This window comes from Paenibacillus puerhi, assembly GCF_009846885.1.
GTDB classification, from domain to species: domain Bacteria; phylum Bacillota; class Bacilli; order Paenibacillales; family NBRC-103111; genus Paenibacillus_G; species Paenibacillus_G puerhi.
Genome location: NZ_WUWM01000028.1, coordinates 17514 through 39697, shown reverse-complemented (window position 1 = coordinate 39697; position 22184 = coordinate 17514). Strand labels below are relative to the sequence as shown.

The 22184-nt window shown below is 53.0% G+C and carries 22 protein-coding genes; 12 read left to right on the top strand and 10 right to left on the bottom strand.

Translation table 11 applies throughout. The features are described from left to right. Window positions 1-53: 53 nt before the first annotated feature. The 3 genes from GSF01_RS22185 to GSF01_RS22175 all read left to right on the top strand — a co-directional run bounded on the left by GSF01_RS22185 (window position 54) and on the right by GSF01_RS22175 (window position 2200). Window positions 54-767 (top strand): FadR/GntR family transcriptional regulator, encoded by a 714-nt coding sequence (locus tag GSF01_RS22185; protein WP_159887487.1) that lies wholly within the window; start codon window positions 54-56, stop codon window positions 765-767. Between the two features lie 235 nt (window positions 768-1002). Continuing rightward, the gene (locus GSF01_RS22180) at window positions 1003-1584 is read left to right on the top strand and encodes a hypothetical protein (protein ID WP_159887486.1); all 582 of its coding nucleotides are present in this window, start codon (window positions 1003-1005) and stop codon (window positions 1582-1584) included. A gap of 148 nt (window positions 1585-1732) precedes the next feature. Continuing rightward, window positions 1733-2200 carry a hypothetical protein gene (locus GSF01_RS22175; protein ID WP_159887485.1) on the top strand — a complete coding sequence of 156 codons (468 nt, stop codon included), beginning with the start codon at window positions 1733-1735 and terminating at the stop codon, window positions 2198-2200. An 80-nt stretch (window positions 2201-2280) separates the two neighbouring features. On the opposite strand, the gene nagA is transcribed toward GSF01_RS22175, so the two are convergent. The 6 genes from nagA to GSF01_RS22145 form a co-directional block, all read right to left on the bottom strand. Next, a complete protein-coding gene (gene nagA / locus GSF01_RS22170) occupies window positions 2281-3462 on the bottom strand; it encodes an N-acetylglucosamine-6-phosphate deacetylase (RefSeq protein WP_159887484.1) in 1182 nt (393 codons plus the stop codon). After that, window positions 3459-4187: a glucosamine-6-phosphate deaminase gene (gene nagB / locus GSF01_RS22165; RefSeq protein WP_159887483.1), complete on the bottom strand. Its 729-nt coding sequence runs from the start codon at window positions 4185-4187 to the stop codon at window positions 3459-3461. Before nagB ends, nagA begins: the two co-directional genes overlap by 4 nt. A gap of 10 nt (window positions 4188-4197) precedes the next feature. Further along, complete coding sequence (locus GSF01_RS22160) at window positions 4198-5055, bottom strand: MurR/RpiR family transcriptional regulator (RefSeq protein ID WP_159887482.1); 858 nt, start codon at window positions 5053-5055, stop codon at window positions 4198-4200. Window positions 5056-5311: 256 nt separating this feature from the next. Further along, window positions 5312-5500, bottom strand: coding sequence for a sporulation histidine kinase inhibitor Sda (gene sda / locus GSF01_RS22155; RefSeq protein ID WP_159887481.1), 189 nt, complete (start codon window positions 5498-5500; stop codon window positions 5312-5314). Between the two features lie 17 nt (window positions 5501-5517). Beyond that, window positions 5518-5955 (bottom strand): hypothetical protein, encoded by a 438-nt coding sequence (locus GSF01_RS22150; RefSeq protein WP_159887480.1) that lies wholly within the window; start codon window positions 5953-5955, stop codon window positions 5518-5520. 250 nt (window positions 5956-6205) lie between these two features. After that, window positions 6206-6406: a hypothetical protein gene (locus GSF01_RS22145; RefSeq protein ID WP_159887479.1), complete on the bottom strand. Its 201-nt coding sequence runs from the start codon at window positions 6404-6406 to the stop codon at window positions 6206-6208. A gap of 189 nt (window positions 6407-6595) precedes the next feature. Here GSF01_RS22145 and GSF01_RS22140 point away from each other — a divergent pair, with 189 nt between their 5' ends. The 3 genes from GSF01_RS22140 to GSF01_RS22130 are packed head-to-tail and all read left to right on the top strand — an operon-like array spanning window position 6596 to window position 10376. Further along, window positions 6596-8812, top strand: a complete 2217-nt coding sequence (locus tag GSF01_RS22140) for a sensor histidine kinase (RefSeq protein WP_159887478.1) — start codon at window positions 6596-6598, stop codon at window positions 8810-8812. Beyond that, complete coding sequence (locus tag GSF01_RS22135) at window positions 8809-9453, top strand: response regulator transcription factor (protein ID WP_159887477.1); 645 nt, start codon at window positions 8809-8811, stop codon at window positions 9451-9453. The genes GSF01_RS22140 and GSF01_RS22135 overlap by 4 nt, the downstream gene beginning before the upstream one ends. Window positions 9454-9455: 2 nt before the next feature. Then, window positions 9456-10376, top strand: coding sequence for a polyprenyl synthetase family protein (locus GSF01_RS22130; RefSeq protein WP_159887476.1), 921 nt, complete (start codon window positions 9456-9458; stop codon window positions 10374-10376). Between the two features lie 60 nt (window positions 10377-10436). Here GSF01_RS22130 and mtnA read toward each other — a convergent pair whose 3' ends face one another. The 3 genes from mtnA to GSF01_RS22115 all read right to left on the bottom strand — a co-directional run bounded on the left by mtnA (window position 10437) and on the right by GSF01_RS22115 (window position 13143). After that, the gene (gene mtnA, locus GSF01_RS22125) at window positions 10437-11522 is read right to left on the bottom strand and encodes an S-methyl-5-thioribose-1-phosphate isomerase (RefSeq protein WP_159887475.1); all 1086 of its coding nucleotides are present in this window, start codon (window positions 11520-11522) and stop codon (window positions 10437-10439) included. A 29-nt stretch (window positions 11523-11551) separates the two neighbouring features. After that, window positions 11552-12772 (bottom strand): S-methyl-5-thioribose kinase, encoded by a 1221-nt coding sequence (mtnK, locus tag GSF01_RS22120; RefSeq protein WP_159887474.1) that lies wholly within the window; start codon window positions 12770-12772, stop codon window positions 11552-11554. Window positions 12773-12972: 200 nt separating this feature from the next. Next, a complete protein-coding gene (locus tag GSF01_RS22115) occupies window positions 12973-13143 on the bottom strand; it encodes an asparagine synthase (RefSeq protein ID WP_159887473.1) in 171 nt (56 codons plus the stop codon). 196 nt (window positions 13144-13339) lie between these two features. Between GSF01_RS22115 and GSF01_RS22110 the strand changes: the two genes are divergently transcribed. The 6 genes from GSF01_RS22110 to sufB all read left to right on the top strand — a co-directional run bounded on the left by GSF01_RS22110 (window position 13340) and on the right by sufB (window position 19337). Further along, entirely contained in the window at window positions 13340-13921 is a 582-nt protein-coding gene (locus GSF01_RS22110; RefSeq protein ID WP_159887472.1) for a DUF1802 family protein, read from the top strand. Between the two features lie 163 nt (window positions 13922-14084). Next, window positions 14085-14918: a Fe-S cluster assembly ATPase SufC gene (gene sufC, locus GSF01_RS22105; protein ID WP_159887471.1), complete on the top strand. Its 834-nt coding sequence runs from the start codon at window positions 14085-14087 to the stop codon at window positions 14916-14918. Window positions 14919-14954: 36 nt separating this feature from the next. Then, the gene (sufD, locus tag GSF01_RS22100; protein ID WP_159887470.1) at window positions 14955-16265 is read left to right on the top strand and encodes a Fe-S cluster assembly protein SufD; all 1311 of its coding nucleotides are present in this window, start codon (window positions 14955-14957) and stop codon (window positions 16263-16265) included. Beyond that, window positions 16262-17488: a cysteine desulfurase gene (locus GSF01_RS22095; protein ID WP_159887469.1), complete on the top strand. Its 1227-nt coding sequence runs from the start codon at window positions 16262-16264 to the stop codon at window positions 17486-17488. Before sufD ends, GSF01_RS22095 begins: the two co-directional genes overlap by 4 nt. Continuing rightward, window positions 17475-17897, top strand: a complete 423-nt coding sequence (gene sufU, locus GSF01_RS22090) for a Fe-S cluster assembly sulfur transfer protein SufU (RefSeq protein WP_159887468.1) — start codon at window positions 17475-17477, stop codon at window positions 17895-17897. Before GSF01_RS22095 ends, sufU begins: the two co-directional genes overlap by 14 nt. Window positions 17898-17939: 42 nt before the next feature. Beyond that, the gene (sufB, locus tag GSF01_RS22085) at window positions 17940-19337 is read left to right on the top strand and encodes a Fe-S cluster assembly protein SufB (protein WP_159887467.1); all 1398 of its coding nucleotides are present in this window, start codon (window positions 17940-17942) and stop codon (window positions 19335-19337) included. Between the two features lie 112 nt (window positions 19338-19449). On the opposite strand, the gene GSF01_RS22080 is transcribed toward sufB, so the two are convergent. After that, a complete protein-coding gene (locus tag GSF01_RS22080) occupies window positions 19450-22098 on the bottom strand; it encodes an alpha-L-rhamnosidase (RefSeq protein ID WP_159887466.1) in 2649 nt (882 codons plus the stop codon). Between the last annotated feature and the right edge of the window lie 86 nt (window positions 22099-22184).

Below are 22184 nucleotides of genomic sequence, written 5' to 3'. Positions count from 1 at the left end.
GTAGGATGTAGCGGGCTGAAGAACGGAACGGCTCTAACGATAGGAGAGCTAGGATGGACATTCAAAAAATTACAACCCGCAAAATTTACGAGGTGATTGCGGATCAGATCAAGGAACAGATAACGAGCGGGCAGCTTAAGCCGGGGGACAAGCTTCCTTCGACCAAAGAATTATCCGAACGGTTTCAAGCCGGACGCTCCACCGTGCGTGAAGCGCTCAGCGCACTGAAGGCGATGGGACTGGTAGAGATCCATCAGGGCGAGGGCAGCTATGTAAGGACGATTGATTCCGGGGATGTCGACCTGCCTGAATGGAATTCGCTGCTGATGAGCCGCGAAACGATCCTTGATCTGATCGAAGCCCGGCAGGCGCTGGAGATTGCCAATGCAGGGATAGCGGCAGAGAAACGGACGGAGCATGATCTTCGCCGGTTCGAGGCGATCCTGGAGCGTATGGAGCGTCACCTTGGCGATGAGGAAGAAGGGGAGCGGTCCGATATTGAATTTCACCTGACGCTCGCTCAGGCGACGCATAACGATATTCTGGCGCGTATGATCGATTCGATCTCATCGCATATGCAGCTCGCAATTCGCGAGACGCGCCGGCTGCAGATGTACGGGAGCCGAGCGGTATCCGAGCAGCTCTGGAAGGAGCATCAGGCGGTGTACGAGGCGATACGGGACGGCAATCCCGAAGCGGCCAGAGAGGAAATGCGCCGGCATCTGTTTCATGTAGAGCGTGTCCTCGTCACTTTTCTGCAAAAATAAAGGAGTTGAGATAGAAACCGGCTGGAGGACCTCCGACCGGTTTCTTTTTTTTGCGGAAAAGGGGTGGGCGGCGGAGCAAAAAAAATAATGCAGCATAAAGTTGTCAGTAGAGGGTAAATAATAGGCAAAGCTGCCGACAAGATTAACAACACTAATAATCTCCTAATAATTTACTGAAACTTTCTGAAAGATTGCTAGCTATAGTAGAGATATCAAGTTGATGGAGGTGATGGAGATGAAGGATATGCAGCTTCTCCATAAAGGCAAGGTATATCGCGGGCAGGTTTCCTACGAAGGCTCTGATTTGATGGAGGTATCGTTCGACCAGTCCTCTGATTTCGAAAGCGGGGAGTCGGTGGTTTGCTTCAATTATCAGCAGCGCGTGCAAATGAGAGTGCTGCAGGTATCGAGAACGAAGCTGATTCTGGTGCCGGCCGATTCTGAAGTATTTAAAATCCAGGCACAGAACGATCAAAATTACGATATGTATCGGGATGAAGATAAAACGTTTTCCAGCTATAAGCTCAATATGTTCGGCACGATCAACGATGATTTCAAGATACTGCCGGTGCGCTACTGCTCCGTGAGCCGACTCGGATTCGGGTTTGAGGTCAACGACTTCTCGGTTAAAATGAATCATGTCTACGATACGATGATCATCTGCGATGAGGAAACGATCCATCCGCGTCTAGTGGTCCGCTACGCACATATTCAGGAGAATACGATCCGTTATGGCGCCGAAATTCACTCGATCTCGCCGAAAGACCTGAACAAGCTCCGTTACTACCTGGTGACTCAGCAGTTTCTGAAAAACTAGCTTTTATTCCTATGAAAATAATCCGGCTGTCGCCCCAAGGCGCTTGCCGGTTTTTTGTTGTTTCTTAGAGGAATTGATATAATCGAAATACCAAATATGGGCATATTAGGGAAATGAGAGGTTTTCATTTAACGCAGGAGGGATGGGGGTGAGCCAAATAGATAGGAAAGAGTTATCTAAATTATTGCTGGTGCTGGCAGGAATTATTTTTGTGCTAATCACGATCGTGGTGTTTTCGGTTTACTCGCTGCAAAGCTTATCCTTCATCCATATTCGGATTTCATCGATTTATTCGATGTTTGCTTTTATAGGGCTAATCTTGCTGGCAGCGGGCTTCTTAAGTATGGTTGGCACGATGCTGGAAAGTTTGAGAAGACATTTGCTTAAAGAACGTTTTGAACTAGCGGCTACAACGGTGCAGGAGCTTCTGTTGATTAGCTTCTTCGGGGCTATGATCCATGGGATAGACCTTTGGATTGAGGGAGTAGAGATTGGAAATCCCCAAACTGAAGTCGCGTTCACCCTTTTCGTGTATCTACTTCTCAACCTGCTTGGAAAGCTGGGGGAGCAAGTTAAACAACAGGATGCGGAAAAGATAACGAGGCGGCCGTCATAAATAAAACAGCGGCAGTTCATCAACCAAAGCTGCCGCTGTTTCTATATCCGACTGAGTCTTATAATACCCGTATAACGATCCTACAGCTTCGCTTGTCCCTCTACCCATACCTGCTCGATCTGCAAATCGGCAGAGACGAGCAGCACGTCCGCCAGCTTGCCGACGGCAAGCGATCCGATGCGGTCGAACAGCCCGATCGCCTTCGCCGGATTACGGCTTCCCAAGCGGCTCGCTTCCTCGACGGAGAGGCCAATGCGCTCTACCATGAAGCGGAGAGCATCGATCATGGTCAGCGTGCTGCCCGCGAGACTGTTGCCTTCCTTGAGACGAGCGACGCCGTCCTTCACGATAACAGGCAGGCCGCCGAGATCATACTCGCCGTTGCCGAGACCCGCAGCGGAGATGGCATCGGTGATCAGCAGCAGATTATCGCTTCGCTTAGCTTTAGTAAGCAGCTTGATGCCGGCCGGATGAACATGATGCCCGTCTGCTATGACCTCGGCGTTAATAGCGTCCTCGGTCAATACGGCTCCGACGACGCCAGGATTGCGGTGATGCAGGCCGGTCATCGCGTTGAACGTATGGACCGCATGACCGAGGCCGTGAGCAATCGCCTCCACAACTTGGTCGTACGTGGCGTCCGTATGTCCGGCGGCGATCGCGATGCCTTGCTCCGACAAGCGGCGGATGGCCTCGAGCGCTCCTTCGCGTTCGGGAGCCAGCGTTACGAGCTTGATCAGACCGGGATATTCGGCCGTCCAGGCGTCGAGCCAATCCAGCTGCGGGTTTACGATGTAGGAGGGATTTTGCGCTCCCGGCCATTTGGGGCTGATGAACGGGCCTTCCAGATGAACGCCCGCTACCCGGGCATAAGGGGACCCGTCCCGGACATAATCCCGAACGGCGCGCAGAACAGCTTCGATCGCTTCCCGCGATTGGGTAACAGTCGTCGGCAGTATCGTGGTGGTTCCTTTGCTGTTATGGAACCTGGTGATCGTATCGAGCGCGTCCTTCGTAGCGTCCATCACGTCCGACCCGAAGCCGCCATGAATATGAACGTCTACAAAGCCCGGCAGCAGCCAGCTGCCTCCGGCATCGATCCGGGTCGGTACATCGGCGGCTTGGGATTCCGGCAGCTCATCCATAGAACCGAGCGCCGTAATTTTGCCTTGGCTCCAGGCTGCGAAGCCTCTCTCCAGCGTGCGGGCTTCCCCCGCGACCTTTGCATTAACGATTAAAGTATCCCAGGCCGAGGCTGTCATACGAGCAAGCTTCCCGCTTCCTGATCCAGCAGGACGACGACATGCGGATGGGTTTGCAGCAGCGAAGCCGGGCATTCCGTCGTAATCGGCCCTTGCAGCGCTTGCTTCACAATCTCGGCCTTGTCCTTGCCGCGGACGACAAGCAGAATCATCTTGGCCTTCAGGATGGTGCCGACTCCCATAGTGATCGCTTGCACGGGAACCTGCTCCGGCGTATCGAAGAAGCGTGCGTTTGCTTCACGGGTCTGCTCGCGCAGCTGCACGACATGGGTGCTTCGGGTGAGCGCGACATCCGGCTCATTGAAGCCGATATGCCCGTTATGCCCGAGACCGAGCAGCTGGAGATCGATCTGGCCGCTATCCTCCAGCAGCTGCTCATAGCGTCTGCATTCGGCATCCAGATCCTCGGCCATACCATTCGGGATGTGGCAGCGTTCAGGCGCGATATCGATATGCCCGAGCAGCTGCTCCTGCATGAATCTGTAATAGCTGGCTTCGTGACTGCGCTCCAAGCCGATATACTCATCGAGATTGAAGGAGGAAACGCCTTGAAAGCTCACGGTGCCGGCCTTGTAAGCGTCGACGAGCTCCTGGTAAATGCCGACGGGCGTTCCGCCTGTAGCTAGTCCGAGGCGTGCCTTCGGATTGGTTTGGACCAATGCGGTAATGATGCCGGCTCCCGCTTTGTTTAAAGCTTCTTGGGTTTGAAAGGTTAGGATATTCATCAGTTCGTGGTCATCTCCCTTTGTCTTTACGGTATTTACGGACTTGCTGATACGAATGCTCCAGTCGAGGCACATAAACATCGAAGTTCTCGCTGACGAGCGCCGTAAACAAAATGTCCATCACATGCAATTGGGCGATGCGCGAGGCCATATCCCCGCGCCGCATGCCTTCCTCCAGCGACGAGGCGAAGAGGCGGATGTCCGCCTCCTGCGAGATCCGGTTGGAGCCGAATTTGGTCAACGAGACGGTAACGGCTCCCCGCTCCTTCGCACAAAGCAGGGCATCGCAGGTTTCGACGGTTTCGCCCGAGTAGGAGATGGCAAAAGCGACATCGCCTTCGTTCAGACTGGAGGCCGAAGTGATCTGCATGTGAGAATCCGGCCAGTAGTAGGCGGCCTTGCCGATCCGAACGAGCTTTTGCTGGAAATCGAGGGCCACGACTCCGGAGGTAGCCACCCCGTACAGATCGACTCGCTTGGCGCTGCGCAGGGCAGCTGCGGCTTGCGCGATGGCCTGCAGGTCGAGCTGCCGTGTCGTGTCCGATATCGAGCGCAGATGATTCGCTTCGATCGCCTGAGCGATACGATGCAGCGAATTGCCTGCGACGATATCCTGATAAGTCGACTGTGCAGGGGCAACGGCTAGCTCGGCTCCCAGCTTCATCCGAAAATCGCTGTAGCCTTTGAACATCAGGCTGCGGCAGAAGCGGGATACGGTAGCCGTGCTGATGCCGGAGCGCTCGGCCAGATCCGTGATGTTGAGCTGCACCGCTTCATGCGGGTGTCCGAGCAAAAATTGCGCGAGCTCCTGTTCCTTAGGGTTCATGTGCGACTGCTGGCCGCGGATCATTTCCATAATGCTCGACATCGAATCACCCCCCTGTGAAGGTTTTGTAAATTATTTAGGTTAATCAGGGAGTTGTAAAGAAAATTTTTTTCATACTAATCATACCTCAATGGAGTGCAGGCTTGCAACCTTTTCCTGCGACAGGAAAAGGCTGCTTGGTCCAGTAGAGCATACGTACCTATTAGGAATCAAGGCCAAAGTCAAACCCCATATCTCCGCTATCAAGCGAGGCCCAAAGCCGGCGCCGATTGTCGGTTACAGAGGACAAGTGAGCTTCTTACCTGCTGCTTTTCCCTTCGGCAGCCGGAGCTGCCAGAGGGTTGGAATCACACTCTCCTGCACCCGTGACCTGCAGATTGCGCGCATGTATTTCCCGAAGCAGCATGTTAACGAATTCGGGATCAAGCCGAAGCTGAATGGAAGCCGTATATGCCGAGATAAGCTCGTGATTGCTAAGGCGTCTCATGATGGTCTCCTTCTCAATTATTTACGCTTTCTGCTGTTTTTCAGCAGCGTCATTCTACGGGAATGGCGGAGCCAGGAGTAGTAGGTTTTCAAATCGCGAAGCTCCATGGATTGCGACATGCGGCCAAGGAAAGTCACGGCAATCAGTTTATGCAAAGGTGCGCCGAATAGGACCGATTCCTGCTCGGCGGGAGCAAACTCCACGACCATCAACAAGTCATCGTCGACGACATACACGTCTTCTTCATTACGGTAGTAGGATTCGACTCGCCCGGCTTTCAGCCTGTCCCATAGAAAACCTTCGACTTCAGCGGCGGTAAGCTTATCGTTATCCACACGGGTCCTCCAGCGATCATAAGCGTGGTGGGTCAGAATAAGATCGACTATTTGCTTATCCTCCAGCTCAGCCAAGTCCCATTCCTGAATGCTCTCTTGATTTCTGTTGACAGTCTTCATAGCAGATACTCCCCTCTGGAATCACGAGTGCCTCAATTACCATAATTATACTTATTATCATAATGTTAACTTGATGGGGATGCATCGCATATCTCGTCGACACGCTGATAAATTTTTTTCGTCTTGTTGCAAATCATGCAAAAAAAAGCCCCGTCCAGGCCGAAAATAAAAAGAGATTGCCATTAGCGCAAGGCTAAATAGGCAATCTCTTTTTATTTTGATAAAATCATACTAAACGCTCAGGTACTTCTTACCCCCAATCGCTTTCACGACTCGTGATGCTTTGTTTGCGGCTGCTGAAAGGACGACTGAACGTATTGACGATAGCGGAGTTTTCTTCCTTGGATAAAGAAAAATTTGGCGCAATGGTTTCGGATTGAACAAGTGGGGACCGATTATTCCAGTCATGAACGAACTCATGTAAGTGGGGATGCAGCTTAATGGTTGGCATCAGATCACGCTCCATACTAAAGTAATGGTTCTACAGACCTATTATAGCAAAAGTTGGGTCCGAAAGGATAGGTATATGTTTAAGAAAAATCACATTTCCGGGGTCTTTTTAACTATTTTTTTAGTTCTACAAGTCTGGTGTTCTTCCATCACGTTCCAATACCCATACTTTGGAATAAGTGTTGAGCCTGTGGGTGACGAATCTCAGGAATGGGTCATCAAGGAGCTGGAGCAGGAAAACATTCGTGCTCAGCTGGGGCTTCGTGTAGGCGATATCGTGAAGCTGGTGGATTACAAACCGCCAGACCAGTCCCCCTCCGTACAAAAATGGAAAATGGTCGAGCAGGCCCGGACGCTGCATATCGTAAGAGATGGCGAGCAGCTTGAGATCGGGATGAACATTCCAAGCGTGACGATAGGCGATATCATCCCGCTCGTCCAGGAGGCCGTCTGTCTCTTCATGGCCATCCTGCTTTGGGTAAGAGTAAAGCGGTCCCCTTCGGCCAGACTGCTGGCAGCCGTCTTCCTGACCATCGCCACTATTTATATGAGCTTAGGGGCTTCCGTAAGGGGCGATGCTGTCGGTAAATTATTGATTACAGGCTTTTTAATGATTCTGCCGGTCGTTTTTTATCATTTTCTCGTCGTTTTCTTCAAGGAAAAGGGCGGGTTGAACTTGCCGAGACGTGTTCTCACCTATGCGTATGCCGTAGCGCTATTGGGACTGGCTGCACGATTGCTCTATTTTTATGCCCCGATGTCTTACCTGGTGTACCGGTATAGCGCTATGCTTTCGCTGCTGTGCTTCGTCGCAGGCTTTGCGTGTATTATGGCGGTGCTTTCTATCCTGTATTTCCGGTCGAAGAAATCCGCATCGCATGTGACGCCGATCATAACCAGCATATGGCTGTCTTTTTTTCTTTCCTTTTTACCGGTAATCTGTTTGTCGTTTCTACCTATGCTTTTAACGGGCGATTCGTTCATGGACGCAAGGTTTACAAGCGGTTTTATTTTATTTTTTCCGATATCCTTCGCTTATTTGATCGCTTCCGATCAACTGTACGATATTGGCCTTGTGTTTCGGCGCTTCCTGTTCGCCTGCTTGCTGGCCATTGTGCCCGTCAGCGTTTTTACTGGTATGTATATGCTGCTGTTCCAGCAGGTAGTCGATCATAATCAGATCATTTTTATTTTTACGGGCGCGATGATCATGGTATCCCTGATGCTGTATGCAGCCGAGAACTGGACGACCCGGCTCGAGCCGTTCCTGTTTCCGCGAAAATTCATGCTGAAGGTAGCCTTGAAGAAGATATCGCTAAATTTGGGGACGATTTCGAGTCTGAGGGAACTAAGGGAGCTGATCCTGGTTGACCTCGTGTCGGTGCTTCAGGTGTCGGGGTGCGCGATCGTGTTCTGTTATGAGAACGATACGGAAGTCGTACATGAAGGGGAAATCGACCCGGAGGAAATTCGTCAGCTTGTCCTCTCTCCGGCCCGTCAGCGACATCCGTACCTTACGTGCATGGAGATGAATCGGCACGAAGCGTACACCAGCTATTTGATCATCACACGGAAAAAGAACCATACCGTGCTCTCCAAGGAGGAGCTGCAGTGGCTTCATCTGATCACGTCCTACCTGGAGGTCAGTCTGGAGAACGTTCACCTCATCCGCAAGCTCACGTTCCGGCTTCAGGAGATGGCTTCTCAGCTGCCTCAAGAGAACAAGGCTCAGGATATTCAATGGTTCCGCAAGGTGATGTTCGATCTCCAGGAAGAGGAGCGGATTCGTATCGCCGCGGAGCTCCATGATACGACGCTGCAGGACCTGTTTTTTCTCAAACGGAGGCTGACCTTGCTGGCTGAAAGCGAAACCAGGTATAAGGAAGATCAGGAACCGCTAAGAGGGATGATTCATTACGTGGAAATGATCAATGAAAGCTTGCGGCAAAGCTGCTTTGAGCTGAATCCGTTTTTGCTGAAGGAGGTGGGGCTCATCAAGACGCTGAATATGTACTTGGAGAAGGAGGCCTACACAAGTCCGTTCGAGCTGGACTATCAAGTTGATCCGGTTCCGATGATAGAGCAAAGCAGCTTGTCCACCCGGAGGCATTTGTTCCGGATCGTGCAGGAGCTGCTCAATAATGCGAAGAAGCATTCCGGGGCGTCCAAGGTATCCTTTCGCATAACGGAAACGGAACACCGGTTCCATCTGATTTACGAGGATGATGGGGTAGGCTTTGACGACCGCGAGGAGATCACTCTACACATTGGCGCTTCCGGCATGGGCCTGGAGCAAATGAGGACGAGGGTTCTTCATATGAGCGGCGAATTCAAATGTATAACGCAAAAAGGAAACGGGACGAAGGTTATGATCAGCGTACCGGCCGAAGGGAGTAAGACTGCATGAGCGAAGCTATCAAAGCATTGGTTGTTGATGATCATCCGCTTGTCGCCAATGCGACCAAAGCGCTGCTGGAGGAAGTGGACCGTGTCGAGGTGATCGGGACGGTTCCGACCGCAAGGGAGTGTATGGAGCAGGCCTCGTTGTATGTGCCGGATCTTGTTTTTCTCGATTATCATTTGCCCGATCAATCGGGGATGGAGGTCGCAGCCTGGCTCAAGAACCGATTCCCCGGTATGCATATCGTGATCTTCACCGGAGTCGAGCTGACCGGTATTCTGGACAAGCTGATCGAAATCAGGGTAAGCGGGGTGCTCTCCAAGGAGTCGAGCGAGCGAACGATTAAAAATATGGTCAACTGCATATTGGACGGACACACCATGCTGCCGCTATCGATCTATCACCGGATGCAGATGAATACCGGCTATGCTCCCGAGGACGAAAGACTGGAGGAGGAAGAAATTCTTATGATGAATCTGATGGTGAAGGGAGCCACACATGAGCAAATAGCGGCCCGCATCCACATGAGCAAGCGTACCGTCGATAATTACCTGCGCAAGATATATGCAAAGCTGGGTGTCAAAACAAGAGTAGAGGCGTTCGAGAAATTCATCACAAGCAAATACTATACCCAGGATGAGGTGTAAGGATGATTCCGGATATCCAGCAGCAGATGCTGCGCATAGTGGATGACACGATCGAGGTTGAGGATTTAAAAGCATTGCTGAAAGCTTCTATCGCCGATAAGGCGCTGGAGAACGGCTCGTGGTCCAAGATAACCTTGTACACCCACTACATGCTGGGAGGAGCTTCTCCCCATATTCATCGTATGGCTGCGGTGACGGAGCTGATCGTGCTGGCCCTGGATATCGTCGATGATCTTCAGGATCAAGACCATCTGAGCAAGCCCTGGATGCAAGTTCAGCAGGCGACTGCTCTCAACGCGGTGCTGGCTCTTCTGACAGGGGCCATCGGCGAGCTGGGGCGGCTGCAGATCCGGGCGGAAGGCTTGGCAGCCGTCGGTAAGATGCTGGCGAGATCGGTGAACGGTCAGCAGAAGGATATTAGCGGAAGTCCGGCCACGCCGGATGAGTACGTGGAGATGACGCAGGAAAAGTCAGGTTCTTTGTTCCGTCTGGCTTGTTACCTGGGTTGTTCTTTTCTGGACGGCAACGAGGAAAAAGTCGAGCAATTGAATCAACTGGCGGATTGCACGGGCCTGATCCATCAGATTCAGAACGATATGAAGGATCTGATCGGCTTCGATATCAAAAGCGACCTGATCGCCAAAAAGCGCACGCTGCCGATTCTGTATTTGCTCAAAGTGGAAGATGAAGCCTTCCGTCCGTTCAAGGATTACTATACGGGCCTGCTCCCTATCGAGTCGCTGCTGGAGCGCAAGGAAGAGCTGGTAGAGACGCTTCACCGTTCGGGATGCATGGAGTATGCGCGTGTCGTCCAATCGGTATGCGTGCAGAAGGCGCAGGAAATTTATAGCGAATTGGATGCGCTTTCCCCTTGGAAGGAGAAGCTGAAGGAAGTTATGTTCGGGGAATTTCTGGATGAGTAAGACAAGACCGTCCTAGGGATCAGGACGGTCTTGAGTTTATCGATATACGGTTGTCCGGGACTATTTAAACAGCTTCTTCAAATTTTCGCTGTAAGGTCCGCGGATGACGCCCTTCTCCGTTATGATCGCCGTTACATACTCATTCGGGGTGACATCGAAGGCCGGGTTGTATACCTTCACGCCCGCAGGCGCCGTACGCTTCCCGAAGCCCTGAGTGATCTCGTCCTCGTGGCGCTCCTCGATCGGAATATCGGCGCCGGTAGGCGTATTCAGATCGATTGTGGACATCGGGCATGCGACGTAGAACGGGATGCCGTGTGCCTTGGCCAGCACCGCTACGCTGTACGTGCCGATTTTGTTGGCGACGTCCCCGTTGGCAGCGACCCGGTCGGTGCCTACGATGACGGCTTGGATCCATCCCTTGGCCATGACGGCGCCAGCCATGTTGTCGCAGATCAGCGTGACGTCAACCCCGGCCTGCTGAAGCTCGAATGCCGTCAACCGGGCGCCCTGCAGCACGGGGCGGGTTTCATCCGCGAACACCTTCAGCTTGATGCCCTTCTCTTGCGCCAGATACATCGGTGCCAGCGCCGTTCCGTAGCGGGCTGTTGCCAGTCCGCCTGCGTTGCAATGCGTCAGGACGCCCATGTCGTCCTGGAACAACGAAAGCGCATGCTCGCCGATCAGCCGGCATGTCTCCTCGTCCTCCGCTTGGATCGCGATAGCTTCGTCCAGCAAAGCACGCTTGGCCGCTTCCAGATCAGCCGCGCCGTCCCCGGCTTCGCCAAGCAGTACGGCCGCTCTTGCCCGCATCCGGTCGAGCGCCCAGAACAGGTTGACCGCCGTCGGACGGCTTGTCGCCAAGTAATCGCACTGGCGGTTTACCTCCGCCAGCAGCTCTTCGCGGCCGCTATCCACAGAGCGGATGCCCAGATAAACGCCGAATGCAGCAGAGATACCGATCGCGGGCGCTCCGCGTACAGCGAGCTGCTTGATGGCATCCCATACCTGCTCGGCCGTCGTTAGTTCCAAATAGACGATCTCATCGGGGAGCAGCCGCTGATCCAGCAGATCCAGCCGATCCTTCAGCGAATTCCAGCGCACCGATTGCAGCCAATCGGCTGCAGGTGCTTGTTCGTTTGTCATAGCTCCGTCACTCCTCGCAAGTTTTCTTTCTATTTTGTGTGATCGGGCGCAACGGCCTTCTCGGCAATCTCGATCAATTGTTCGATAGACACCGCCGTACGGTTTAATTTGATCAGCGATACCCCTACGGATAAGGAGATGCGCTGGGCGCGTTCGCGGGCAGCCTCATCCTGAATCTGGTTGATATCGGCTACCTGAGCCAGTCCATGCACGCGGCGAACAATCTTGCTGCCGGTATACCCGACCGTGTCGCGCAGAATCTCCTGAACATAATAATCGGCAAAGCCCGGCGTGCGGAACATCCGGTCCACCCCGTGCGTTTCCAGGAGCGAGCGGAATTCGGCTTCGAATTTCGTCCAGATATCGCGGATCGTACCGGTCAAATATTCCCTGTACTCGCGGCGCGATGCGCTATCCTCGCTCCAGCCCTCCTGTGCCGCGAAATTCAGCAGCAGGTTGGCGAACAAGGCTCCGATGTCGAAGCCCATCGGTCCGTAGTAGGCGAACTCCGGATCGATAACCTTCGTAGAATCGGACTTGATAAAGATGCTGCCGGTATGCAGATCTCCATGAAGCAGCGATTGGGCCTTCGATAGGAACTTGTCGCGCAGGATAGCAACCTCCAGATGCAGCTCGGTATCCTGCCAAATAGCCTCTACCGCATCGCGTATCGCGGGCGGTACGTTATTGTTAGGAGAATCGGTATAAGGATCGTCGAAGATAAGATCCTCGGTTATTTTGCACAGCTCCGGGTTGACGAACTGCTTGACGCGCCCCTTTTTTTCCTGTTGATTAAGTCCCAGATCGGAGGTGAAGAAGAGCGTGCGGGCCAGGAAGGTCGCGATATGGCCGGCGAATAAAGGATATTGCCGGCGCTCGATCAGGCCTTTGCGCATAATCACGTGATCGCTGAGATCCTGCATGACGGTAAGAGCCAGGTCGGGCTCGTAGACGTGAACATGAGGAACCAGCTCAGGGCAGAGAGACCCCTGGATGATCAGCGCTTCGCTTTCAATCCGGGCGCGGTCAAGCGTCAGCGGCCACGATTCGCCGACGACCTTGGCATAAGGAAGGGCTTGCTTCAGAATGATGCTCTTGCCGGAAGCAGGCTCGGAGATGTGAAAGACCAGATTCAGGTTGCCGTCGCCGATCTCGCGGCTGACGAGCTCGCTGTCCGGAGCGAACAGATCGGGAAGCTGGCGGGCGTATTGGATAGCCTGGGCCTCCGTAAAAGGGTGATATGCGGACATGTTGCGAATTCCTCCTTTTTCCATAGCAAAACAGGTTCATTCCCTCTAGTATAAAACAATTTGCCGCACGTGGGAATAGCGCCGCGGAGGATGAAGAAGGAAAGCGGGAGAAGCGGCTGCGCAGGGCTCGCAATCGAAAAAGGGAAGGCCGCAGCCCTCCCTTTCCCGTGGTAACTCTTGCTTTTCCTACGCGTGCCGTCCTAGAAAAGCGATTTTCTGCGATGCTCCACCAAATCGATCGCGCCGAGCACGACATGAGCGACCCCGAAGCCGACAACCGCAGCGGCAGCCATCGGATATTTATTGCGAATTGCGGCGCCTGACGCTGTCACGGCCGTACCCAATACCGTTGGAATCAGTCCTTCACGCATAGTCCTGTCCCTCCCTGGCCAATGATTTTTGGTTGGTGCTCTCTTAGGATCGATCAGGATAAAGGATTTTATGCTGCCTGCAAAATTGCATTGTTTTGCCTAAGAACCTATAATGACTTGGAATGGACATCCCGTACGGGCGGCAATCCGGACGCGAGACCCGCTAAAACGGGATTGCAAAGGAGGGAGAGCGCGGATGTATGAAGGCGCACAAGTCATGGGCCTGAAGGAATGGGCCGTAGCGGTGGATGCGCTGGAGCGCGGCGATCAAATTCTGATCATGCGCAAAGGCGGCATTCGCGAGGAGACGAAAGATTTTCGCGTAGAAAGCGAAAGCTTCTTTCTGTACCCTACATACGAGCATCAGCGTAAAGAGCTTGTCAAGCAGCCATTCGCCTTCCGCCTGGAGGAGCTGGCGGAAGGCTGGAGTGCAGAGCAAACCGAAGTATCGATCCGTATCTACGCGGAGCTTGTGGAGGATATCCTGATCCGGACGCAAGAGGAGCTGGACAAGCTGAGGCCTTTCCATATCTGGACGGATCGGTTCTCCGAGGAGCGCCTCAAGTGGAAGCGTACCAAGCCGCTTCATCTGATGCTGCTAAGGGTGTACAAGCTTAAAGACCCGGTGAATGTCCCTGTTTTACCCGAATACAACGGGTGCAAGTCTTGGATAGGGCTTCCGGAGGAGCTGTTGAACTCAGTCGAACGCGTGCAGGTTTTGTCGGAGGAGCGTTTTCAATCCGAGCTGGACAAAATCAAAGCCGCGTTAAATCGATGATTTCAATGGAAAAACGCTAAAATAAGCGATGGCAGGTATTTATTGATTCAATATGGTAAGATATAATAGTATATTATGATTGAGAATCATTGAGAATCAGTTTAGAATGATTCTTAAGAGAAAACAATTCCAAAAATATAAGAAGCACGGAGGCTAATACGCTATGGCAAATTCTCCTCATTTTCAAATAGAGGGCTTGAAAGCATCGATCGAGGGCAAGGAAATTCTCAAGGGGCTTAGCTTGGAAATCAAGGGCGGCGAGGTTCATGCGATCATGGGTCCGAACGGAACCGGTAAAAGTACGCTTGCTTCCACGCTGATGGGCCATCCGAAATTTGAAGTGTCCGGCGGTACGGTAACGCTTGACGGCGAAGATGTACTGGATATGGCTACGGATGAAAGAGCGCGGGCCGGGATGTTTCTGGCTATGCAGTATCCGAGCGAAATTACCGGCGTCACCAACGCAGACTTCCTTCGCAGCGCCATCAACGCACGCCGGGAGGAAGGCAGCGAAATTTCCCTGATCAAGTTCATCCGACTGATGGAAGGCAAGATGAAGGAACTGGAAATGAACCCTGAGTTCATGCACCGCTACCTGAACGAAGGCTTCTCCGGCGGCGAGAAGAAACGTAATGAAATTTTGCAAATGCTGATGCTCGATCCGCGTATCGTCATTCTCGATGAGATCGACTCGGGTCTCGACATCGATGCCCTTCGGATCGTTGCGGCCGGCGTGAACGCCATGCGCTCCGAAGACCGCGGCTTCCTGATCATCACGCACTACCAGCGCCTGCTCGACTACATCAAGCCGGACTTTGTCCACGTTATGATGCAAGGGCGCATCGTCAAATCCGGCGGTCCTGAGCTGGCTCAGCGTCTGGAGAACGAAGGCTACGACTGGGTGAAGGAAGAACTCGGCATTATCGACGAAACCGTAGGCGGCAGTGAGGAAGAGGAATTCAAGATTCCGATGAACACGACCGCTCCAAAATATTAATCAGCTACCCCGGGAGGGACAGGAGGAAAAATACGAATGAGCACACAAACTCTTCCGATCGACCGCGTGAGCTTGGTGGAGCAGTCCAAAGCACGGAAAGAACCTGAATGGATCACCTCTTTGCGTGAACAGGCGCTTGAGCTCGCCGAAACACTCGATTGGCCGGTATTGGAAAAAACAAGAATCGACCGCTGGAACCTGGGTTCCTTCGGTAGTTATAAGCAAGCTGAGAAGGTAACCTCGCTGGAGGCGCTGCCCGAATCGGCCAGAACGCTGTTGACTGGCGGGGGCGAGGGAAGCCCGGACAATCTGCTCGTACAGCGCAATTCGGGCGTCGTGTACAGCAGTCTGTCGGATACGCTTGCTCAGCAAGGCGTTATCTTCTGCAGCCTGGAAGACGCGCTTGTTCAGCACGAGGAGCTCGTACGCAAGTATTTCCATACGGTAATCGCTAAGGACGAACATCGTCTGACAGCGCTGCATGCGGCTCTTTGGAGCGGCGGAGCCTTCCTGTACGTGCCTAAGAACGTCCAAGTCGACGTGCCGGTTCAGGCGCTCTTCCTGACTGACGACGGGGAAGCCAGCTTCTCTCCGCATGTGCTGATCGTAGCCGAGCAGCATGCATCGGTTACTTATGTGGAGAACTTCGTATCCGAAGGCAGCCTGAACGGCCTTGTGCAGAACGGCGCGGTCGAAGTTGTCGTAAAGCCGGGTGCGAAAGTGACGTTTGCCTCGGTGCATGACTTGAACGAGAGCATCACGGATCTTACCTACCGCCGTGCGGTTGTGGAGAACGACGGCTCGATCGAGTGGATCGTGGGCGAGATGCATTACGGCAACGCCGTATCGGATACGACGTCTATTCTCAAGGGCAACGGCTCTACCTCCGATGCCAAGGTCATCTGCGTAGGTACCGGCGAGCAGAAGCTGAACATCTCGACGCGCGCGGTACACTTCGGCAAAAGCTCGGACAGCCAGATGATTACGCGGGCGGTCATGCGCGACTCCGCTACGGCGATCATCAACGGCATCACCAAGATCGAGCATGGAGCGACGAAAGCGAACGGCGAGCAGACGGAAAAAGTATTGATGCTCAGCCCGAAATCGCGCGGCGACGCCAACCCGATCCTGCTGATCGACGAGGACGATGTAACGGCCGGTCACGCAGCGAGCGTCGGCCAGGTTAATCCCGAGCAGGTGTACTATCTGATGAGCCGCGGCATCACCAGAGAGGAAGCGGAGCGTCTTATCATTTACGGCTTCCTGGATCCGGTTGTCGCCGAAATACCGCTCGAGCTTGTACGCTCGCAGCTGCAGCTTCTCGTCGAAAGGAAGTTGGGACAATGAATACGAACGATATCCGCAGTCAGTTCCCCATCCTGAAGCAAGAGATCAACGGACATCCGCTCGTTTATCTGGACTCGGCGGCAACTTCTCAGAAGCCTGTTTCCGTTATCGAAGCCGTTACCAGGTATTATGAGCAGGACAATGCGAATGTGCACCGCGGTGTTCACACCCTCGGGTCACGTGCGACCGACGCCTACGAGGGCGCCCGCGAGAAGGTTCGCCAGTTCTTGAACGCCCGCTCCACGGAGGAAATCATCTTCACGCGGGGAACGACGACGGCTATCAATCTGGTCGCCTCAAGCTACGCCAGGTCCGTTTGCGGGCAAGGCGACGAGATCGTACTCACCCCGATGGAGCATCACAGCAATCTCATTCCATGGCAGCAGGTCGCGAAAGCGACCGGCGCCGTGCTGAAATATATGCCTCTTCAACCTGACGGCACCATCAAGCTGGAGGATGTAGAGAAAACGATAACGGAGCGAACGAAATTCGTCTCCATCGTCTACGCGTCCAATGTGCTCGGCACCGTGAATCCGGTTAAAGAAATCTCGGCGATCGCCCACAAGCACGGAGCGAAGATTTTGGTCGACGGGGCGCAGAGCACGCCGCACAAGAAGGTTGACGTGCAGGAGCTGGATTGCGACTTCTATGCCTTCTCGGGCCATAAGATGTGCGCTCCTACCGGCATCGGGGCTTTGTACGGCAAGAAGGAGCTGCTCCAGAACATGGAGCCGATCGAATTCGGCGGCGAGATGATTGACCACGTCGGTCTGTACGACTCGACCTGGAAGGACCTCCCATGGAGATTCGAAGGGGGGACGCCGATCATCGCAGGAGCGGTCGGCCTCGGGGCTGCGATCGACTTTCTGGAAAGCATCGGTCTGGATGCCATCGAGCAGCATGAGAAGAAGCTGACCTCCTATGCGCTGGACCGTATGAAGCAGATCGATGGATTGACCGTGTATGGTCCCCAGACGAATCGGGTAGGCCTCGTGACGTTCAACCTGGATGACGTTCATCCTCATGATGTGGCCACCGTACTCGACTCGGAGGGTGTAGCCGTTCGTGCTGGGCATCATTGCTGCCAGCCGCTGATGCGTTGGCTGAATGTAACGGCGACGGCTCGAGCAAGCTTTTATCTGTACAACAACGAAGACGATGTTGACCGGTTGATCGCTTCCCTTATCAAAGCAAAGGAGTACTTCGGTCATGCAATTGGATGATTTATACCGCAGAGTCATCATGGATCATTATAAAAATCCCCGAAACCGCGGGAGCTTTGAGGGAGAATCGGTCAGTATCGATCTGAACAACCCGACCTGCGGCGACAAAATCCAGCTGCAGATGCAGGTGGAGGACGGCAAAGTGAAGGCGGCCAAGTTTACCGGCGAGGGCTGCTCCATATCCCTCTCCTCCGCTTCGATGATGACGGATGCCGTAAAAGGGAAAACACTGGCAGAGGCGCTCGACATGGCCGATTCGTTCTCATCGCTGATGAAGGGGGAGCCCGTGGAATTCGATTATGAAGACCTGGAGGCTCTGTCCGGCGTTAACAAATTCCCCGCACGGATCAAGTGCGCTACGCTTGCCTGGAATGCGCTGCGCAAAGGAATTGAGCAGGCTAAGCAATAACCGGGTAATGAATGTTAGGAAGAAAAAGGAGGCGCGACAAACATGGCTAAGAAAATGCCGGAGATGGAAGAGTACAAGTATGGCTTTCGCGACGAGCACAAGAATATCTTCCAGAGCGGAAAAGGGCTGACGCGGGAAATCGTGACCGAGATTTCGCGGATGAAGGGCGAGCCGGAATGGATGCTTGACTTCCGTCTGAAGTCGCTGGATCAATTCCTGAAGATGCCGATGCCGAAATGGGGAGGCAACATGGACGATCTGGATTTCGACGATATCCAGTACTATGTCAAGCCATCCGAGAAGCAGGGCAAGACTTGGGAAGAGGTGCCGACCGAGATCAAGGAAACGTTCGATAAGCTGGGAATTCCGGAAGCGGAACAAAAATTCCTCGCGGGCGTATCCGCGCAGTATGAGTCTGAGGTCGTTTACCACAGCATGCAGAAGGATCTGGAAGATCAAGGCGTGCTGTTCATGGACACGGACACGGCTCTTAAAGAGCATCCCGAAATTTTCCGGAAGTTTTTCGGTACGATCATTCCGCCTAGCGACAACAAGTTCGCTGCGCTGAACAGCGCCGTATGGTCCGGAGGCAGCTTCATCTATGTGCCGAAGGGTGTGAAGGTCGAAATCCCGCTGCAAGCGTACTTCCGGATCAACTCGGAAAACATGGGTCAATTCGAGCGTACCCTGATCATTGCCGACGAAGGCAGCTTCGTCCACTACGTGGAAGGCTGCACGGCCCCGGTATATAGCACGAACTCGCTGCATAGCGCGGTCGTCGAGATTATTTGTCTCAAGGACTCCCGCGTGCGTTATACGACGATTCAGAACTGGGCTCCGAACATCTACAACCTCGTTACCAAGCGTGCGGTTGCCGAGGAGAACGCCACGATGGAGTGGGTGGACGGCAACATCGGCTCCAAGCTGACGATGAAATATCCGGCAGTTGTGTTGAAGGGCCGCGGCGCGAAAGGGATGGTCTTGTCCATCGCCGTTGCAGGCAAAGGACAGCACCAGGATGCGGGCGCGAAAATGACGCATCTGGCGCCGGATACGACTTCTACGATCGTATCCAAGTCGATCAGCAAGCATGGCGGCAAAGTTACCTATCGCGGCCTTGCTTCGTTCGGACGGAACTCCGAGGGCTCCAAAGCCAACATCAAATGCGATACCCTGATCATGGATAATCAGTCCACGTCCGACACGATCCCGTACAACGAGATCATGAACGACAACATCACGCTGGAGCACGAAGCGACGGTATCCAAGGTTTCCGAAGACCAACTGTTCTACCTGATGAGCCGTGGTCTGACGGAAGCGGAAGCTACGCAGATGATCGTCATGGGCTTTATCGAGCCGTTTACCAAGGAACTGCCGATGGAGTATGCCGTGGAAATGAACCGGTTGATCAAGTTCGAAATGGAAGGATCCATCGGTTAAACGCTAAAAACCCCGTTACAATGGAAGTTGTAACGGGGTTTTTATTATATAGAATCTGCAACGTGCCGATACGGATTCCAGCAGTAGTACGGCATGAGAATGATGTCACTCCTCAGTCTTCCACTCTTAAATACGAAAAGCCGTGTTTCCCAGATCCAACCTGTGCGGTCAGCCGGTGTTCATTTAATTCATACTGATTCTGAACCGCGGCAACGGATTGCACTTGGTCCAAAATAATGGTGGCTGTAGTGTTGTGCGGAATTTCAACCTCGACATGAACCATGGAATCTTCGATCTTCCAGGAAGAGGAGATATCGCCATAGATGCTGGAGTAGTTGGCACGGACATAGTCCAAGCCGCCGCCAATATGCGGCTGGATGATCGTATGTTTATAACCGGGTTGTTGCTCATCCGCCTCAATTCCCGCTACTACGCGATACAGCCATTCTCCGATGGCGCCGTACGCATAATGATTAAAGGAATTCATGTCGGGGCTCCACATCGTTCCATCCGGCTTGATGCCGTCCCAGTGCTCCCAGATGGTCGTCGCTCCAGCCTTCACCTGATACAGCCATGAAGGGAAATCATCCTTCAGAAGAAGCTCATACGCTTCCTTCAAGTGGCCGTTTTGACTCAGGGCATGGCAAAAATACGGTGTACCGACAAACCCGGTGACCAGGTGTCCGTCGTTCTCCCTCAGAAGCTCCAGCAGCGTTCGGATGGTTCTAGCCCTGAATTTATCCGGTACCAGGTTAAAGTAAAGCGCAATAATGTGCGCCGTTTGTGTTCTGGCGGCCATTCGTCCGGTAGGTGTGAAAAATTCGTTTTGAAAGGTTTCGACAACCTCACGGTACAGTTGCGAATAGGTGTTATAGTCCTGCTCTCTCCCTAATATCTTAGCTATCTTGGAAAATAGCTCTGTCGAATAGGCGTAATAGGCTGTAGCTACCAAATCATTGGGTGTGGCTCCGAAATAACTTCCTTCCTTCGCATCCAGCGCGACCCAATCGCCAAATTGAAGCTTATAATTCCAAATTCCGTCCTCGCTATTCTGCTGCATGAATTCGATCCAGGCCTTCATGCTGTCATATTGCTCTTTCAGTATTCGGGTATCCCCGAATGTAAGATATAAGGTCCAGGGCATAATGACTGCCACGTCTGCCCAGGCTGCGGATGAATGGCTCCCCTGACCAAGCAGCCAGTCATCATCGGCTTTGCCTGACACGATATCCGGAACGACATGAGGAACGCCTCCTTCAGGTGTTTGATCCGCACTCACATCCTTCAGCCACTTTCTGAAGAAGGTGTATGTGTTCATCAGGTAGCTTGCCGTCCTGCCAAATATTTGAGCGTCTCCCGTCCAACCCAGGCGTTCATCCCGCTGCGGGCAATCTGTCGGAATGTCGACAAAGTTGCCTTTCATTCCCCAGAGAATATTGTGCTGCAGTTGATTGATGTCCGGATTGGAGCATTCAAAGGTTCCCGTAGGCTGCATATCCGAATGAACCGCGACCGCTTCAAAATGGTCCAGCTTGATCTCGCCAGGGTACTCGGCGACTTTGATATATTGGAAGCCCTGGAAGGTGAAATTCGGATGAAAGGCTTCCTCTGTCCCGCCCTTCAGTGTGTAGCAGACCGTTTGCTTGGCTTTTCTGATATTGTCCAGATAAACATTGCCTTCAGCATCGAGAACCTCAAAGTGATTTAGAACAACGCGCTCGCCGGCTTGTCCGTTCACTTTAAAGTGAACCCAGCCGGTCAGATTTTGACCGAAATTAATGACCGTGTCTCCCTGCGGAGTGATGATCAGTTCTTTGGCCGGGATGCGATCAAGCTCCTTCACCTTGCAGCCTGCCTGCGCTGTCAGCACCGATTTATCATATTCCACGATTTCCACGGGTTTCCAAGCGGTATCGTCATAGCCCGGGGTATTCCAGCCTTCTTGTTCCAGTCTGGCGTCATACACTTCCCCATCATAAATTTCAGAGAAGATGACGGGAGAATCCGTCCCCTTCCAGGCTTGATCCGTGACTACAATATCCTTGGAGCCGTCTGCATAAGTAATCTCTAACTGACACAAGAAAGCCGTCTGGTCCCCATAATGGTTTCTCAGACCCGCAAATCCCATTAATCCCTTGTACCAGCCGGCCCCGAGCATGGTCCCGATGGCATTCTCTCCGCTTTGCACCAATGAAGTCACTTCATATGTCTGGTAGAGCAAATGCTTGCTGTAGGAGGTCCAGCCGGGCGCAAGCTCATCCTCGCTGACTTTGATGCCGTTGATATAGAGTTTATACAGTCCTAATGCAGTGGAATAGACGACAGCCGAGACGATATCTGACTTCGCACGAAACTGACGGCGTAGGTAGGTGCCCTTGGAATTGGCCGCATCTGCTTTGGATTCTGCAGACACAAATTGACCCTTCCACTCCTCTTGGCTCCGTAGAGCCGTCGTGAAGAAGGCCGTCTGACTCCAATCGCTTTCTTCTGATCCGTCTGTAATTTGCACTCTCAAATAATAGCGGGTGGAAGAAGCCAGCTTCAAGCCTTCTGCCTCGACATGGGCGGATTGATCGCTAACAATGACGCCGCTGTCAAAAACAAGGCTTTGAAAGTCGGGTTGGCAAGAAATTTGCAAGCGATACGTTTTTTGCATGACATTCGATTTATCGCTTTCAACGATCCATCCGAATTGCGGCGGTTTGGTCAGACCGATCGGATTGACCAAATAATCTACGGTGATTTGCCCTGCAAGTAACATGGTATCCCTCATTTCCGTGATATTAAAAGCTATATTACAGGGTTTTGGAGAAATTATATATGACGATTGAAGAGGTATACCATGAC

Coding starts and splice junctions, on each gene's coding strand:
- GSF01_RS22185 (WP_159887487.1), top strand. CDS start 54: ATGGACATTCAAAAAATTACAACCCGCAAAATTTACGAGGTGATTGCG.
- GSF01_RS22180 (WP_159887486.1), top strand. CDS start 1,003: ATGAAGGATATGCAGCTTCTCCATAAAGGCAAGGTATATCGCGGGCAG.
- nagA (WP_159887484.1), bottom strand. CDS start 3,462: ATGACAGCCTCGGCCTGGGATACTTTAATCGTTAATGCAAAGGTCGCG.
- nagB (WP_159887483.1), bottom strand. CDS start 4,187: ATGAATATCCTAACCTTTCAAACCCAAGAAGCTTTAAACAAAGCGGGA.
- GSF01_RS22160 (WP_159887482.1), bottom strand. CDS start 5,055: ATGTCGAGCATTATGGAAATGATCCGCGGCCAGCAGTCGCACATGAAC.
- sda (WP_159887481.1), bottom strand. CDS start 5,500: ATGAGACGCCTTAGCAATCACGAGCTTATCTCGGCATATACGGCTTCC.
- GSF01_RS22150 (WP_159887480.1), bottom strand. CDS start 5,955: ATGAAGACTGTCAACAGAAATCAAGAGAGCATTCAGGAATGGGACTTG.
- GSF01_RS22145 (WP_159887479.1), bottom strand. CDS start 6,406: ATGCCAACCATTAAGCTGCATCCCCACTTACATGAGTTCGTTCATGAC.
- GSF01_RS22135 (WP_159887477.1), top strand. CDS start 8,809: ATGAGCGAAGCTATCAAAGCATTGGTTGTTGATGATCATCCGCTTGTC.
- GSF01_RS22130 (WP_159887476.1), top strand. CDS start 9,456: ATGATTCCGGATATCCAGCAGCAGATGCTGCGCATAGTGGATGACACG.
- mtnA (WP_159887475.1), bottom strand. CDS start 11,522: ATGACAAACGAACAAGCACCTGCAGCCGATTGGCTGCAATCGGTGCGC.
- mtnK (WP_159887474.1), bottom strand. CDS start 12,772: ATGTCCGCATATCACCCTTTTACGGAGGCCCAGGCTATCCAATACGCC.
- GSF01_RS22115 (WP_159887473.1), bottom strand. CDS start 13,143: ATGCGTGAAGGACTGATTCCAACGGTATTGGGTACGGCCGTGACAGCG.
- GSF01_RS22110 (WP_159887472.1), top strand. CDS start 13,340: ATGTATGAAGGCGCACAAGTCATGGGCCTGAAGGAATGGGCCGTAGCG.
- sufC (WP_159887471.1), top strand. CDS start 14,085: ATGGCAAATTCTCCTCATTTTCAAATAGAGGGCTTGAAAGCATCGATC.
- sufD (WP_159887470.1), top strand. CDS start 14,955: ATGAGCACACAAACTCTTCCGATCGACCGCGTGAGCTTGGTGGAGCAG.
- GSF01_RS22095 (WP_159887469.1), top strand. CDS start 16,262: ATGAATACGAACGATATCCGCAGTCAGTTCCCCATCCTGAAGCAAGAG.
- sufU (WP_159887468.1), top strand. CDS start 17,475: ATGCAATTGGATGATTTATACCGCAGAGTCATCATGGATCATTATAAA.
- sufB (WP_159887467.1), top strand. CDS start 17,940: ATGGCTAAGAAAATGCCGGAGATGGAAGAGTACAAGTATGGCTTTCGC.
- GSF01_RS22080 (WP_159887466.1), bottom strand. CDS start 22,098: ATGTTACTTGCAGGGCAAATCACCGTAGATTATTTGGTCAATCCGATC.